This window comes from Tsuneonella sp. HG094 (assembly GCF_053819285.1).
The window spans coordinates 1,618,858-1,633,948 of record NZ_JBSORA010000001.1 but is presented as its reverse complement, the minus strand read 5'-3'; the positions used below and the strand labels follow the sequence as shown (position 1 = coordinate 1,633,948).

The window sequence follows — 15,091 nt, the reverse complement described above, 5'->3', positions numbered from 1 at the left end:
GCGATCAGCTGCCGTTCGCGGCACTTCCCGTACCTTCGATCTGCCTGAGCAAGGCGCGCAACTGCGCCGGTTTGACTGGCTTGGTCAGCACCGGAAGGTCCTGCGAGAGCAGGTCCTGCTTCACTTCCTTGCTGCGATCCGCGGTGATCACGATTGCCGGCAGCGTACCTGGGTGAACGGCGCGCAGGCGCCGAATTGCCTCATCCCCGGTCAGTTCGCCATCGAGGTGATAGTCGGCGATCACGAGGCCGGCTCCTGCCCGCGCAGCCGCCAGGGCATTGGGAGCGTCCGGGTCCGTAGCGGTAACCACCTCGATTCCCCAGTTGTCGAGCAGCGCCGCCATGCCTTCGAGGATGTCGCGATCGTTGTCGATCACGATGACCTTGCCGCTGGCAAGGGCTGGGCGGTGGGCCGAGCGGCGTTGCGGCTCGCCAACTGTTTCACCCGGCTCTGCGCGCGGCACCGTCAGCGAGAAAGCCGACCCGTTTCCTATTTCCGATACCAGCGCGATGTCGTGGCCGAGCGCAGCACACATCCGCTTGACGATCGCCAGGCCCAATCCCTTGCCCGGGCGGCCTCGCGCTGGCTCCAGGCGCCGGAACTCCTCGAACACGGTCTCGCGTTCGGTCTCCGGAATGCCCGGACCGGTGTCGGAGATGGTGATCGTGATCGTCTCGTCGCTGTCGGTGGCGGTCACGCGGACTTTACCGGCATCGGTGTAGCGGATCGCGTTCGACACGAAGTTCTGCAGGATACGGCGCAGCATCCGCACATCGCTGGTGACCCAGAGGCCCGTCTGCGGAATGTCGAGCGCCAGCCCGCCCGAGCGTGCGAGTGGACCGAATTCGATCCGAAGCGCATTGAGGATCCGGTCGAGTTCGATGGGCGCGACTTCGGGTTCGATGGCCCCGGCGTCCAGCCGCGAGATTTCGAACAACGCTTCTAGGAGGTCCTCGACCGAATCGAGCGCGACGCCGGCTTGGCCCACGAGGCCACGCGCCTTTTCCGGCAGACGCCGTTCGTCGAGCGCCGATACGAAAAGGCGCGCCGCGTTGAGCGGCTGGAGCAGGTCGTGGCTGGCGGCGGCAATGAAGCTGGTCTTGGAGCGGTTGGCGTGTTCCGCAGCGGTCTTGGCGGCGATCAATTCGGCCTCCACCGCCCGCCGCTCGGTCACTTCGGTTTCGAGCTCGGTGGTTCGTTCGGCGACCCGTCGTTCCAGCGTGGCGGCCACCTCGAGCCGTTCGGTCACGTCCTCGAACGTCATCACCATCCCGCCGCCGGGCATGCTCGCGCGGCGTACCTCGACCACGCGCCCGCTGCTCTGTCGGCGCAGCGCCACGACTTCGGCCGAACCGGCCGGCAGCCAGTCAAGCGGTCGTTCGGAACCCAGCGGCCCGTTAAGCTGTTCGCATGTCTCGAGCATGCGGGGATGCGTAGTGACGAGCGCGAATTCGTCCTCGGCTAGGCCAATCGTGCGCAGGAGTTGGCCATTCCACGCAACCAGGTTCCGCTCCGCATCGAACACCGCCACGCCAAGACGGATCGTGTCGAGCGTGGTCTGCAATATGGCGCTCTTCTCGGCGAGTTCGCGAGCGCGCTCGCGCGCATCCTCGGATTTCACCTCGGTGATGTCGGTATAAATACCGACCGTGCCCCCCTCGCTGGTGCGGAGTTCGTTGATCTGCACCCAACGCCCGTCTGCGAGCGCCTGGACGTGAGCACCCGCAGCGCTGGCATGCTTGGCGAGCCGGTCGGCAATCCACCTCTCGGGCGAAATCAGCGAGCCGACCGTTCCGCCGCTGCGGCCGATCATCTCGGCGATCTGCGCGAATGTCAGCCCGTCCTCGCCGTGCGCTCCAACCTCGGGATAGAACCCGAGATAGGCCCGGTTGTACATCACCAGACGGTCGTCCGCATCGTACAGGGCGAACCCGTCGGACAAGCTTTCGATCGCGTCGCGCAGGCGCGCGCGGGTGGCATCGGCATCGCGGTGCGCGGTCTCGAGAGCGGCGTTGACGACGCCCAGCCGTCCGAGCGCTTCTTCCAGTTCGCCGGTCCGTTCGCGAACCATCGCTTCGAGCGTTATCGCGGTTTCGAACATCGAGAACGCGCTGCCCTGAATGTCGGTCGACCGCTCGACCCGGTCTATGAGCGCCTGGTTGATCTTCTCCAGCCTCCGCATCCTCTCGCGCAGCGCGGCGACTTCGTCCACTTCCCCGGCGACAGGGCGGATTGTGCGCGAGGCCATCAGCGCCCGATCGCCAAACCACTGAAGGTCTGGTTGACGTGGGCCGCGAGGAACTGCTCGCCATATGTGCTGAAGCCGACGACGCCGTGCTCGGAATAGAGCGCCGAGACCGGGCCGACGAGCTGGCGCTGCTCGGCGTCGATCCGGTTGAGCACGCAGTCGAAGCCGACGATGTGATCGACATCGCCGACGTGGTTTTGCAGCTCGCCGAAAAGGTCGCGCATCTGGGCGACGCGATCGATCGGTTCCCCGATGGTCAGCACGATGCCGGTGTCGATCGCGCAGTAGAACGTCAGGCTGCCGTCGGGGTTGGCGGTCTGGATCGACCGAACGTGATAGGTACCCCCGGTGCGAACCATCGGCGGGTGCGCTGCAAAGAATGCCGCATCGAGCGGTTCGGTCGGTCGCCCGGCGAGCCGGCGGTATTCCTCCGCCGCGGGCGCGGCGTTGATCTCGAACACCACGCGGCTTTCGGGATCGGCTTCGGTCACCACCATCTTGGCGGGGCCGGGCCGGTAGTGATTGGCCGAAAAGGCATGAAGTGGGCGGTTGCTGGTGAGGATCGCGATGACTGCGGCATCCTGGTGGAACCGGCCGCCGAACAGCACGAAAGTTTCCTGAAAGAGGAGGCCATCTCCGCTCGACCCCCCGATGAGCTGGATATCGCCGAGCGCATCCTGCGCGGTCATCGTCAGCACTTCCTCGCGGTGCGACAGGCCGTCGACGAGGAACAGGGCAGCCTGATGGAGGTGAGTGCCGAGCGAGCTGCCTTCCTGCCGGGCATTGGCCGCAAGGTGACGGATCTGCCGCTGGGCATTCTCGCGGTCGAAATCGTCGAGGTCGGCGAACGGCAGCACCAACATGGTGAAGCTGTCGGCGGGAAATCCGACAAACAGCAGACTGTCGGTATCGTAACCGCGGGCGGTCAGTTCCCCCGCGCTGGTACAGCCGATCAGCGGTACGGGACCAAGATGGGCGCAAATCGCGCCGGCGAGCTCGTCACGCGCGAAACGGTGCGAGCAAAAGAGCAAGCCGCCGGCGAGCTTGCGATCGCCGACCGCCTCGGCGATCTCGGCCACGGCGCGCGCGGGATCAGCGGCGTGCGAGGATGCCGCTATGATTCCGTCGGTTCCGCCATGGCGTGGCACGTGCACGCGTTTCTCCCAACTTCGGTGCCCGTTTTCGGGTCTTCGATTGTCATGCGCACCGTAGAGGCCTCGTGCGCGCCTTCAAGGCGCAATCGCGCGGTCGTCAGGGTGCGGTATAGGTATCGCCGGTCGGCGGATCGCCGGCCGCTTGAAGAATGCTCGCTTCGTCGTCGGTGAAGATGCGGCTGCGGACAATGAAGCGGACGCCCTCCGGCGCCTCGAGGCTCATCCCTGCGCCGCGGCCCGGTACGACGTCGATCGTCACTTGCGTATGCCGCCAGTATTCGAATTGCGCGCGGCCGATCCACACCGGGGTATCACCCGCGACATGGCCCAGCAGCACGTCTTGCGCGCCGACCCGGAACTCGCCGCGCAGGAAGCACATCGGCGCCGAGCCGTCGCAGCACCCGCCCGACTGGTGGAACATCAGCGGGCCGTGCGTGGCCGCGAGCCGCTCCATCCAGCCGGTTGCCTCGGGCGTGGCAAGGACGCGTGGTGGCAGGGCCTCCGTCATAGCCGCCAGACGGCGAAATGGGCAGGCGAGGAAATCCCCGCCTGCCCGAGATTTCCCTGTCCGGTTCGCCCTGGGAGAGGTCGGGACGTGTAGAACCGGACAGGGATATGCGGCGCTCCGCCGGCTTCCATCAGAAGAAGCCGAGCGCCTTGGTCGAATAGCTGACCAGCATGTTCTTGGTCTGCTGGTAGTGGTCGAGCATCATCTTGTGCGTTTCGCGCCCGATGCCCGACTGCTTGTATCCGCCGAACGCTGCGTGGGCCGGGTAGGCGTGATAGCAGTTGGTCCACACGCGGCCCGCCTGGATCGCCCTTCCGAAGCGGTAGCAGGTGTTCGCGTTGCGGCTCCACACGCCTGCGCCGAGGCCATACAGCGTGTCGTTGGCGATCGAGAGCGCTTCCTCGTCCGACGAGAACTTGGCGACCGACACGACGGGGCCGAAAATCTCCTCCTGGAACACGCGCATCTTGTTATGCCCGGCGAGGATCGTCGGCTTCACGTAGTAACCGTCGCCCAGTTCGCCTTCGTGCCGATGACGCTCGCCTCCGGTGAGGACCTGCGCGCCCTCGTTCTTGCCGATGTCGATGTAGCTGAGAATCTTTTCGAGCTGGTCGTTCGATGCCTGGGCGCCGATCATGGTCGACGGGTCGAGCGGGCTGCCGAGCTTGATCGCCTCGACCCGCGCAACCGCCTTTTCCATGAACCGGTCGTAGATCGATTCATGGACCAATGCGCGGCTCGGGCACGTGCAGACCTCGCCCTGGTTGAGGGCAAACATCGCGAAGCCCTCGAGCGCCTTGTCGAGATAGTCGTCGTCGTGATCCATCACGTCGGCGAAGAAGATGTTCGGGCTCTTGCCGCCCAATTCGAGCGTGCAGGGGATGAGGTTCTCGCTCGCGTACTGCATGATCAGGCGGCCGGTCGTCGTCTCGCCTGTAAAGGCGATCTTGGCGATGCGCGGGTTCGAAGCCAGAGGCTTACCGGCCTCCAGGCCGAAGCCGTTGACCACGTTGAGCACCCCGGCGGGCAGCAGGTCGCCGATGAGCTCCATCAGGACCATGATCGACATCGGCGTCTGCTCGGCGGGCTTGAGCACCACGCAGTTGCCGGCGGCGAGCGCAGGGGCGAGCTTCCACACCGCCATCAGCAGCGGGAAGTTCCACGGGATGATCTGCCCGACCACGCCCAGCGGTTCGTGGAAGTGATAGGCGACGGTGTCGTGGTCGATCTCGGCGATCGAGCCTTCTTGCGCGCGAACGCAGCCGGCGAAATAGCGGAAGTGGTCGATCGCGAGCGGCAGGTCCGCCGCGGTCGTTTCGCGGATCGGCTTGCCGTTGTCGATGGTCTCGACCATCGCCAGCATATCCAGGTTGTCCTCCATCCGCTGCGCCATGCGGTTGAGGACATTGGCGCGTTCGGCGGGCGAGGTGCGGCCCCAGGCTTCCTTCGCGGCGTGTGCGGCGTCGAGCGCCAGCTCGATGTCCTCGGCGGTACCGCGGGCGACCTGGCATACCGACCTGCCGGTGACCGGCGATATATTGTCGAAGTACTGGCCCTTGACCGGGGCGACCCACCTGCCGCCGATGAAGTTATCGAACTTGTCCTTGATCAGCGACTGACCGCTGAACTTGCTCATCGCCTGTTCCAGCATTTCCGACTCCCATACGATAGACGTTATGGGGCCAGCTTGGGCCTCTCGGCAGGGTGCGCCAATTATACCTTCGTCGGAGAAGGTCGGCCCTCAACCTCGCGCAGGACCGAAGCGGGCGACGAGGTCGTAGGCGGAGCCGACGAAGTGCTGGCGGACGTGCGTCACGCCCACGTCGCCGCGCCAGGTGCGCCGCTCGACGAACAGGCACGGCGCGCCATCGGCAATGTCGAGTGCTTGGGCGGTGCGGCGATCGGCGGCGACCGCCGCGATCCGCGTTTCGGCTTCGGTCCAGGGCACGTGGCTCAGGAGCCAGGCGCCGGGAGAGGCTTTGGCGAAAGTCTCGTCTGCGATCGCGGGCACCGCGGCGAGGCTGACATGCCGCAGTTCGTGGGCAAGGGGAGTCTCGTCGGCATAGTGCACGCCCTCGAGCTCGAGAAGTTCGCCCGCAAGCACCGGATCGCCGTTCACCTGTGCACGGCGCACTAGCTCGAACCGGTAGGCTTGCCCGCGCCCGACGACCTCCTGCTCGAGATCGGGAATGTCGAGCACCATCGAATGCACCCGCGGTTGGGCGACGAACGAACCGGCACGCTTGCGACGGCTGACGAGACCGGCGCTGCTGAGTGCCGACAGCGCCTTGTTCACGGTCATCCGCGCGCAGCCGTACTGCTCCATCAGTTCGCGTTCGGTCGGTAGCCGTGCACCCGGCAAGAGCTCGCCCGCCAGGATCGCGCGCTCGATATCGCCGCGGATGCGCTCGTGAAGCGGACCGCTCATGCGAGAATCGCAGCGAGCGTTTCGCGGTAGCGGCGGGCGACGGCTTCGCGGGCGACATGGCGGCCGCCCTGGATCACGGGCTTGCCGCGCCGCCACACAGTGTCGATCGCGCTTTTTCCTGCGGCGAAGACAAACGAATCGATGATTGCCTGTCCATCGCGCGAGACCAGCGAGGGGTGATCGGCGTCAAGCGAGATCATGTCGGCGGGCTGGCCCACGACGATGCCCGGCATCGCGCCAAGAGCCTGCGCTCCGCCTGCGAGGCTTGCCTCGTAGATCGTCTGTCCGGTGGAGCGAACCTCGTCTGCCGCGAGCACGTTGCGCGCGCGGCGCGAGAGGCGCTGGCCGTATTCGAGAAGCCGCAGTTCCTCGGTCATGTCGATCAGGACGTTGGAATCGCTGCCAATGCCGTACCGTCCGCCCGCGGCCTGGAACTCGCCCGCCGGGAACAGCCCGTCGCCGAGGTTCGCCTCGGTGATCGGGCACAGCCCGACGACCGCGCCGCTGCGGGCGATTGCCAGCATTTCACTTTCGGCCAGGTGAGTCGCGTGGACGAGGCACCATGCGGCGCCGACGTCGGCATGGTCGAGCAACCATTCGACCGGGCGTTGCCCGCTCCAGGCAATGCAGTCCTCGACCTCGCGGACCTGCTCTGCGATGTGGATATGCATGGGGGTGGGCCCGGCGAGCTGAGCCAGCATTGTCAGTTCGTCTTCGGTGACCGCGCGCAGACTGTGGGGCGCGACCCCCACCAGCGCATCGGGAACGTCGGTCGCCGCCGACCGGGCGCTGTCGAGAAGGCGCGCAAAGCCGTCGGGATCGTTGACGAACCGCCGCTGCGCCTCGCTGGTCGGCAGTCCGCCGAAACCGCCGTGGGCGTAGAACACCGGAAGGTGCGTGATCGCGATCCCGGTTTCGGCGCTAGCCGCGAGCGAGGCGAGCGACATTTCCGCCGGATCGTCGAACTGCTGCCCCGACAGATCGTGGTGGAGGTAATGGAACTCGCCGACGCGGGTGAACCCGCTCTCCAGCATTTCGACATAGGCCATCGCGGCGATCGCATGGAGGGCCAGCGGATCGAGCCGCCCGACGAAGCGGTACATCGCTTCGCGCCACGACCAGAAGCTGTCGCCGCCGCTGCCGCGCACTTCGGCGAGTCCCGCCATTCCGCGCTGGAATGCGTGGCTGTGGAGATTGCCCATGCCGGGCAGCCCGATCGCGTGGCGCTCGTCGGCAGCAACGGCCGGCGCGCTTTCGGTTATCGCGGCCACCAGTCCCGCGGCATCGACCTCGATCCGCACGTCGCTTCGCCAGCCGGACGGGAGGAGCGCCTGTCGAAAATGAATCGCTTGCTGCATCGGGTTCCTCTTGCGCGGATAATGTCTATACTTTTATAACGCCGCTGGCAACGAGGAGAGAGTCGCCGATGCACGTCGACAGGGTCTGGAGAAACGCGCGGCTCGTGACGATGGCCGGGCCCGACCTCGGCGTGATCGACGACGGCGTGATCGCCGCGAAGGACGGCGTGATCGCCTACGCCGGCCCAAGTTCTGACGCGCCCGCCTTCGAGTCGTCCGAGACTGCCGACTGCGAAGGCCGCTGGATCACCCCCGGCCTGATCGACTGCCACACACACCTCGTCCACGCAGGCAACCGCGCGCACGAATTCGAGTTGCGGCTGGAAGGCGCGACCTACGAGGAGATCGCGCGCGCCGGTGGCGGCATCGTCTCGACCATGAAGGCGACTCGCGCCGCGAGCGAGGACGAACTCGTCGCCTCGGCGCTGCAGCGGCTCGACGCGTTGCTGGCCGAGGGCGTGACGACGATCGAGATCAAGTCGGGCTATGGGCTCGACAGCGACAGCGAACTGAAGATGCTCCGCGCCGCCCGTCGCCTAGGCCACGAGCGCGACGTGTCGGTCTGCACCACGTTCCTCGGCGCGCACGCCGTCCCGCCGGAATTCGCGGGCGATACCGACGGCTACGTCGCGCACGTGATCGGCGATATCCTGCCGGCGGTCGCGGAGGGCGGGCTGGCCGATGCGGTCGACGCCTTCTGCGAAGGTATCGGCTTCACCCCGGCCCAGACTGCGCGCGTGTTCGAAGCGGCGGCGCATTACGGCCTTCCGGTGAAGCTCCACGCCGAGCAGCTCAGCAACCTGTCGGGGGCGGCGCTTGCGGCGCAGCATGGCGCGCTGTCCGCCGATCACCTCGAGCATCTCGACGAGGCCGGCGTGGCCGCGATGGCCAAGGCGGGCACCGTCGCGACGCTGCTACCGGGCGCGTACTACTTCACTCGCGAACACAAGCTGCCTCCCATCGAATTGCTGCGACAAGCGGGCGTGCCGATCGCGCTGGCGACCGACTGCAATCCTGGCACCTCGCCGCTTACCTCTCTGCTGCTGGCGATGAACATGGGCGCGACGCTGTTCCGTCTCACGGTCGCCGAATGCCTCGCCGGAGTTACCCGCAACGCGGCGCGCGCGCTGGGACTTGCCGATCGCGGCGTGCTCGCAGCCGGCCTGCGCGCCGATCTCGCGATCTGGGACATCGAGCGTCCCGCCGAACTCGTCTATCGCATGGGCGCGAACCCGCTCCATGCACGCATCCGGAGTGGTCGATGAACACCGAAACGCTGGTCCCCGGCGCCGTCTCGCTGGCGCAGTGGCGGGCGATCTATCGCAGCGCGCCAATTCGGCTCGATCCGGGTTGCGCCGACGCGGTGGCGAAAAGCGCCGCGACCGTCGCGCGCATCCTCGAAAAGGACGAGCCGGTCTACGGCATCAACACCGGGTTCGGGAAGCTCGCCAGCGTGCGCATCGGGACGGGCGACCTCGCGACGCTCCAACGCAACATCGTCCTGAGCCACGCAGCTGGCACCGGTGCGCCTTCGCCCGACGCGGTCGTGCGGCTGATGATGGCGCTGAAGCTCGGCAGCCTCGCGCAGGGTGCCTCGGGTGTCCGCCCGGAAACGGTCGCGCTGATCGAAGCGATGCTGGTGAAGGGCGTGATCCCGGTCATCCCGTGCCAGGGCTCGGTCGGCGCGAGCGGAGACCTTGCGCCGCTGTCGCACATGGCCGCAACCATGATCGGCGTGGGCGAGGTGACGTTCGACGGCGTGCGCCAGTCGGCGGCGCAGGGCTTGCGCGCGGCGGGGCTCGCGCCGCTCGAGCTCGGTCCGAAGGAAGGGCTGGCGCTGCTCAACGGCACGCAATTTTCGACTGCCAACGCGCTCGCCGGTCTGTTCGAGGCGGAGCGCCTGTTTCAGTCGGCGCTCGTCACCGGAGCGCTCTCGACCGAGGCGGCCAAAGGATCGGACACCCCGTTCGACCACCGCATACACGTGCTGCGTCGCCATCGCGGCCAGATCGAGGTCGCCGATGCGCTGCGCGACCTGATGGCGGGCAGCGCCATCCGTGCAAGCCATCTCGAGGACGATGCCCGCGTCCAGGACCCGTATTGCCTGCGGTGCCAGCCGCAGGTGATGGGCGCTGCGCTCGACGTGTTGCGGCAGGCCGCCGCCACGCTCGAAACCGAAGCGAACGGCGTGACCGACAACCCGCTGATCTTCACCGACACCGGCGAGGCACTATCGGGCGGCAACTTCCACGCCGAGCCCGTTGCCTTCGCCGCCGATATGATCGCACTCACAATCTGCGAGATTGGCTCGATCGCCGAGCGGCGCATCGCGATGCTGGTCGACCCCGCGCTGTCGGGACTGCCGGCCTTCCTCACCCCGCGACCAGGCCTCAATTCGGGCTTCATGATCCCGCAGGTGACCGCGGCCGCGCTCGTCAGCGAGAACAAGCAGCGCGCATACCCCGCGAGCGTCGATTCTATACCGACGTCGGCCAACCAGGAAGACCATGTCTCGATGGCGGCGCACGGCGCGCGGCGGTTGCTCGAGATGGCCGACAACGCGACCGCGGTGATCGGGATCGAACTGCTGGCGGCCGCGCAGGGGATCGATTTCCATGCGCCGCTGGCTTCCAGCACGGCTCTGGAAAACGCGCGCGCGACGGTCCGCGCCGAAGTGCCATCGCTTGACGAGGACCGCCACTTCCACCCCGACATGGAAGCCGCCAACGCGCTGGTCCGTTCGGGCAAGCTCCTTGCCAGCGTCGGTCGGGCGCTGCCGGGCGTCGCATGAGCGACTGGCTCGCCATCCATCGCGGGGAAGCGCCGCTGGTCGTCGCCTTTCCCCACACCGGTACCGGCCTTGCCGACACGGAAGGGCAGTTCCGCTCGCCCTGGCTGGCGCGGCGCGATGCCGACTGGTGGGTGGACGAACTGTATGCCTTCGCCCGCGATCTGGGTGCGACTACGGTGCGGACCGCGATCAGCCGCAGCGTGATTGACGTAAATCGCGATCCGTCTGGCGTCTCGCTCTATCCGGGGCAGGCGACGACCGAGCTGTGCCCCACGACGACGTTCGACGGCGAGCCGCTTTACGAAGGCGATGGTCCGGACGAAGCCGAGATCGCCCGCCGCCGCGATACGTGGTTCGCGCCGTACCACGCCGCGCTGAAGGCCGAGATTGGGCGACTGAGGTCGCAGCACGGCAGCGTGGTGCTCTTTGACGCGCATTCGATCCGTAGCCAGGTTCCGCGCCTGTTCGACGGCGAGCTGCCGCTGTTCAACATCGGCACCAACGGCGGCACGACCTGCGACGCGGCGCTTGAAACTGCGATCGCGGAGATCTGCGCCGCGAGCGGCGAGAGATACGTCGTCAACGGACGCTTCAGGGGCGGCTGGACCACCCGCCACTATGGTCGGCCCGAGCACGGCGTCCATGCCGTGCAGATGGAACTCGCCATGCGGGGCTACCTTGCCGAGCCCGATAGTCCCACCGAGGCCAACTGGCCCGTTCCGCTCGACCCCGCACGCGCCCAGCCGACCCTTGCGGTGCTGCGCAATGTCCTTGCCGCGTGCCTCGCTTTTGCCCGAGAGAAAGCCTGATTCCATGTCCCGTATCGACAACACCCGCGTGATCAAACCCGCGACCGGCACCGAGCTCAGCGCGAAGAGCTGGCTGACCGAAGCACCGCTGCGGATGCTGATGAACAACCTCCACCCCGACGTCGCCGAGCGGCCCGAGGAGCTGGTAGTCTATGGCGGGATCGGCCGCGCCGCGCGCGACTGGCAGAGCTACGACACGATCGTCGAGACGCTGCGCCGCCTCGAGGCGGACGAGACCCTGCTTGTCCAGTCGGGCAAGCCGGTGGGCGTGTTTCGCACCCATGCAGATGCGCCGCGCGTGCTGATCGCCAACAGCAACCTGGTGCCCGAATGGGCGAACTGGGAGCATTTCAACGAGCTCGATCGGCGCGGCCTTGCGATGTACGGCCAGATGACCGCCGGATCGTGGATCTACATCGGCACGCAAGGGATCGTGCAGGGCACGTATGAAACCTTTGTCGAGATGGGCCGCCAGCATTACGGCGGCGACCTGTCGGGCCGCTGGCTGCTGACCGGCGGGCTTGGCGGAATGGGCGGGGCGCAGCCGCTCGCAGCGGTCATGGCGGGCGCATCGTGCCTCGCGGTCGAATGCCAGCCGAGCCGGATCGAGATGCGCCTGCGCACCGGCTACCTCGACAAGGCCGCGAACTCGATCGACGAGGCGATGGCGATGATCGAGGCCGCGAAGACCGAGGGCAAGCCGGTCTCGGTCGGCCTTCTCGGTAACGCCGCGGAAGTGCTGCCCGAGATGTTCGCGCGCGGCATCCGGCCCGACCTGCTGACCGACCAGACCAGCGCCCACGACCCGGTCAACGGCTACCTGCCGATCGGCTGGACCGTAGCCGAATGGATCGAGCGGCGCGAGCGCGAGCCGGACGTCGTCGCCAAGGCCGCCAAGGCATCGATGGCCGAGCATGTCCGGGCAATGCTCGCGTTCCAGGCCGCCGGAGTGCCGACCACCGATTACGGCAACAACATCCGCCAGGTCGCCTTCGACGAGGGCGTGACCGACGCATTCGCCTTCCCCGGGTTCGTCCCCGCCTACATTCGACCGCTGTTCTGCCGCGGCGTGGGGCCGTTCCGCTGGGCCGCCCTATCGGGCGATCCGGACGACATCTACAAGACCGACGCCAAGGTGAAGGAGTTGCTGCCCGACGACGCGCACCTCCACAACTGGCTCGACATGGCGCGCGAGCGGATCCACTTCCAGGGCCTGCCCGCGCGCATCTGCTGGGTCGGCCTCGGCGACCGGCACCGGCTGGGCCTCGCCTTCAACGAGATGGTCGCAAGCGGCGAACTGAAGGCACCGGTCGTGATCGGCCGCGACCACCTCGACAGCGGCTCGGTCGCCTCGCCCAACCGTGAGACCGAGGCGATGAAGGACGGGAGCGATGCTGTCAGCGACTGGCCGTTGCTCAACGCGCTGCTCAACACGGCGAGCGGGGCGACCTGGGTCTCGCTCCACCACGGCGGCGGCGTGGGAATGGGCTATTCGCAGCATTCGGGTATGGTGATCGTCGCCGACGGCACACCGGAAGCGGCGGCGCGGCTCGAGCGTGTTCTGTGGAACGACCCGGCGACCGGCGTCATGCGCCATGCCGACGCGGGCTACGATATCGCCCTGGATTGCGCGCGCGAAAAGGGGTTGGACCTTCCCGGCATCCTCGACTGAGCCGACCCGTCAAGCGGTGGCAGCGCTCAGCAGCACCGCGGCCAGACCCTCCGCCGGGCTCTCGCCAGCGCGGTAGACCAGCCCGATCGTTCGCGCGTGGGCGAAGTCGGCCAGCGGCACGCGCACGACGCCGGGCGCGGTGAAGCGGTCGGGCATCACCGTTACGCCGAGACCCGCCGCGACATAGGCGAGCGCCTGCTGGTCGCGCGTGGTCTTTGCGGAAAAGAACGGGCGCACCCCGCGCTGGGTAAAATGCCGGCTGGTTTCGCTCAGCAGTTCGCAGTGGCGGCGGGCGATCATGGTCTCGGCGGCGAGGTCCGCCGCATCGATCTCCGCTTCGCGCGCGAGCGGATGGCTTTCGGGCAACGCAAGCGAGTAGCCCTCTGTCCACAGCGGCACCGCCTGCCACTGCGCGTCATCAAGGGGAACGATTGTGATCGCGGCATCCAGTCGTCCCGCTGCCAGCCTCTCTGCCAGTTCGCGCTCGCGGCCCTCGACCAGTTCGAGGCGCACCGTGTCGAGCTTCGCAAGATCTGCAGTCGCTGCCCGCACGAAATCGAGCGGCAGGGTAGCCAGCACGCCCAGCCGATAGGTCCGCCGGGGCACGTCCGCCTCGCCCAGCCGCTCGGCGGCGTTGAACTGCGCCTCGATCTGACGCGCGTGGACGGCGAGTCGCGCCCCTGCGGGCGTGGTATCGACGCGGCGGTTGGTGCGGTTGAACAGCGGCGTGCCGACGAGCGCCTCAAGCTTGGCGATTCCGACCGACAGCGTGGGCTGCGACACGTTGCACGCCTCGGCCGCGCGGGTGAAATTCCCACGGTCGATCACGGCAAGGAAATATCGCAGCAGGTAGCGATCGATCATAGACGACTTCTATGATCAAGGGCGGTTACGTTCAATTTCTTTTCCTTGGACGTCCGTGGTATCCGCACCGCCGACAAAGCGAGGGAGAGTTATGCGCGCCACCCCTGATTTCGATTTCCAGCTTGGCGAAAGCGCGACGATGATCCGCGAGGCGACTGCCCGCTTCGCCGACGAGCAAGTCGCGCCGCTGGCCGAGAAGACCGACCGCGAGGACTGGTTTCCGCAGGAACTCTGGCCCGCGATGGGCGAGCTGGGCCTGCACGGGATCACGGTCGAGGAAGAGTGGGGCGGCCTTGGCCTGGGCTATCTCGAACACGTTATCGCGGTTGAAGAGATTAGCAGGGCCAGCGCCTCGGTCGGCCTTAGCTATGGCGCGCATTCGAACCTGTGCGTCAACCAGATCCGCCGCTGGGGCAACGACGAGCAGAAGGCGAAATATCTCCCCAAGCTGGTCAGCGGCGAACACGTCGGCAGCCTTGCCATGAGCGAGGCGAGCGCCGGGTCCGACGTCGTCTCGATGAAGCTGAAAGCCGACGCGGTGCAGGGCGGTTACGTCCTCAACGGCACCAAGTTCTGGATCACCAACGCGACCTACGCCGATACGCTGGTGGTCTATGCCAAGACCGACGGCAGCGCCGGTTCGCGCGGGATCACGGCATTCCTGATCGAGAAGGACGACGCGGGATTCTCGATCGGCCAGAAGATCGACAAGATGGGCATGCGCGGCAGCCCGACCGCCGAGCTTGTGTTCGACGATTGTCACATCCCCGAAGATCGGATCATGGGCCCGCTGAACGGCGGCGTAGGCGTGCTGATGAGCGGGCTGGACTATGAGCGCGTGGTGCTCGCCGGCCTGCAACTCGGCATCATGCAGGCCTGCCTCGACACCGTCATCCCTTACCTTCGCGAGCGCAAGCAGTTCGGCAAGCCCATCGGGGCGTTCCAGCTTATGCAGGCCAAGGTCGCCGACATGTACGTCGCGCTGCAATCTGCGCGCGCATACACATATGCGGTGGCGAAAAGCTGCGACAGCGTACAGACGACCCGCTTCGACGCCGCGGGCGCTATCCTGCTGGCGAGCGAAAACGCCTTCCGCGTGGCGGGCGAGGCGGTGCAGGCGCTGGGCGGCGCGGGCTATACCAAGGACTGGCCGGTCGAACGCTACCTGCGCGACGCCAAGCTGCTCGACATCGGGGCGGGAACGAACGAGATCAGGCGGATGCTGATCGGCCGCGAACTGATTGGGGCGGCCCAATGAC

At 67.0% G+C, this 15,091-nt stretch carries 12 protein-coding genes; 5 read left to right on the top strand and 7 right to left on the bottom strand.

The features are described from left to right. Positions 1–4 precede the first annotated feature (4 nt). The 6 genes from ACWPMX_RS08205 to ACWPMX_RS08180 all read right to left on the bottom strand — a co-directional run bounded on the left by ACWPMX_RS08205 (position 5) and on the right by ACWPMX_RS08180 (position 7,696). Positions 5–2,248: a PAS-domain containing protein gene (locus ACWPMX_RS08205; RefSeq protein WP_455699544.1), complete on the bottom strand. Its 2,244-nt coding sequence runs from the start codon at positions 2,246–2,248 to the stop codon at positions 5–7. Beyond that, the gene (locus tag ACWPMX_RS08200; protein ID WP_455700749.1) at positions 2,248–3,396 is read right to left on the bottom strand and encodes an FIST N-terminal domain-containing protein; all 1,149 of its coding nucleotides are present in this window, start codon (positions 3,394–3,396) and stop codon (positions 2,248–2,250) included. The genes ACWPMX_RS08205 and ACWPMX_RS08200 overlap by 1 nt, the downstream gene beginning before the upstream one ends. Positions 3,397–3,499: 103 nt before the next feature. After that, a complete protein-coding gene (locus ACWPMX_RS08195) occupies positions 3,500–3,910 on the bottom strand; it encodes a DUF779 domain-containing protein (protein WP_455699543.1) in 411 nt (136 codons plus the stop codon). A 130-nt stretch (positions 3,911–4,040) separates the two neighbouring features. Next, entirely contained in the window at positions 4,041–5,561 is a 1,521-nt protein-coding gene (gene adh / locus ACWPMX_RS08190) for an aldehyde dehydrogenase (RefSeq protein WP_455699542.1), read from the bottom strand. Positions 5,562–5,651: 90 nt separating this feature from the next. Continuing rightward, positions 5,652–6,338 carry a UTRA domain-containing protein gene (locus tag ACWPMX_RS08185; protein ID WP_455699541.1) on the bottom strand — a complete coding sequence of 229 codons (687 nt, stop codon included), beginning with the start codon at positions 6,336–6,338 and terminating at the stop codon, positions 5,652–5,654. Next, on the bottom strand, positions 6,335–7,696 hold the full coding sequence (locus ACWPMX_RS08180) for a formimidoylglutamate deiminase (RefSeq protein WP_455699540.1): 1,362 nt from the start codon (positions 7,694–7,696) through the stop codon (positions 6,335–6,337). The genes ACWPMX_RS08185 and ACWPMX_RS08180 overlap by 4 nt, the downstream gene beginning before the upstream one ends. A 68-nt stretch (positions 7,697–7,764) precedes the next feature. Between ACWPMX_RS08180 and hutI the strand changes: the two genes are divergently transcribed. Genes hutI through hutU form a run of 4 tightly spaced genes read left to right on the top strand, consistent with a single transcriptional unit; the run spans position 7,765 to position 12,968 of the window. After that, positions 7,765–8,961, top strand: coding sequence for an imidazolonepropionase (hutI, locus tag ACWPMX_RS08175; protein ID WP_455699539.1), 1,197 nt, complete (start codon positions 7,765–7,767; stop codon positions 8,959–8,961). Next, positions 8,958–10,487: a histidine ammonia-lyase gene (gene hutH, locus ACWPMX_RS08170; RefSeq protein ID WP_455699538.1), complete on the top strand. Its 1,530-nt coding sequence runs from the start codon at positions 8,958–8,960 to the stop codon at positions 10,485–10,487. The genes hutI and hutH overlap by 4 nt, the downstream gene beginning before the upstream one ends. Then, on the top strand, positions 10,484–11,296 hold the full coding sequence (gene hutG, locus ACWPMX_RS08165) for an N-formylglutamate deformylase (RefSeq protein ID WP_455699537.1): 813 nt from the start codon (positions 10,484–10,486) through the stop codon (positions 11,294–11,296). The genes hutH and hutG overlap by 4 nt, the downstream gene beginning before the upstream one ends. A gap of 4 nt (positions 11,297–11,300) precedes the next feature. Beyond that, the gene (gene hutU / locus ACWPMX_RS08160) at positions 11,301–12,968 is read left to right on the top strand and encodes a urocanate hydratase (RefSeq protein ID WP_455699536.1); all 1,668 of its coding nucleotides are present in this window, start codon (positions 11,301–11,303) and stop codon (positions 12,966–12,968) included. A 9-nt stretch (positions 12,969–12,977) separates the two neighbouring features. Here hutU and ACWPMX_RS08155 read toward each other — a convergent pair whose 3' ends face one another. Next, the gene (locus ACWPMX_RS08155; protein ID WP_455699535.1) at positions 12,978–13,832 is read right to left on the bottom strand and encodes a LysR family transcriptional regulator; all 855 of its coding nucleotides are present in this window, start codon (positions 13,830–13,832) and stop codon (positions 12,978–12,980) included. 91 nt (positions 13,833–13,923) lie between these two features. On the opposite strand from ACWPMX_RS08155, the gene ACWPMX_RS08150 reads away from it, so the two are divergent. Beyond that, on the top strand, positions 13,924–15,090 hold the full coding sequence (locus ACWPMX_RS08150) for an isovaleryl-CoA dehydrogenase (RefSeq protein ID WP_455699534.1): 1,167 nt from the start codon (positions 13,924–13,926) through the stop codon (positions 15,088–15,090). Position 15,091 lies beyond the last annotated feature (1 nt).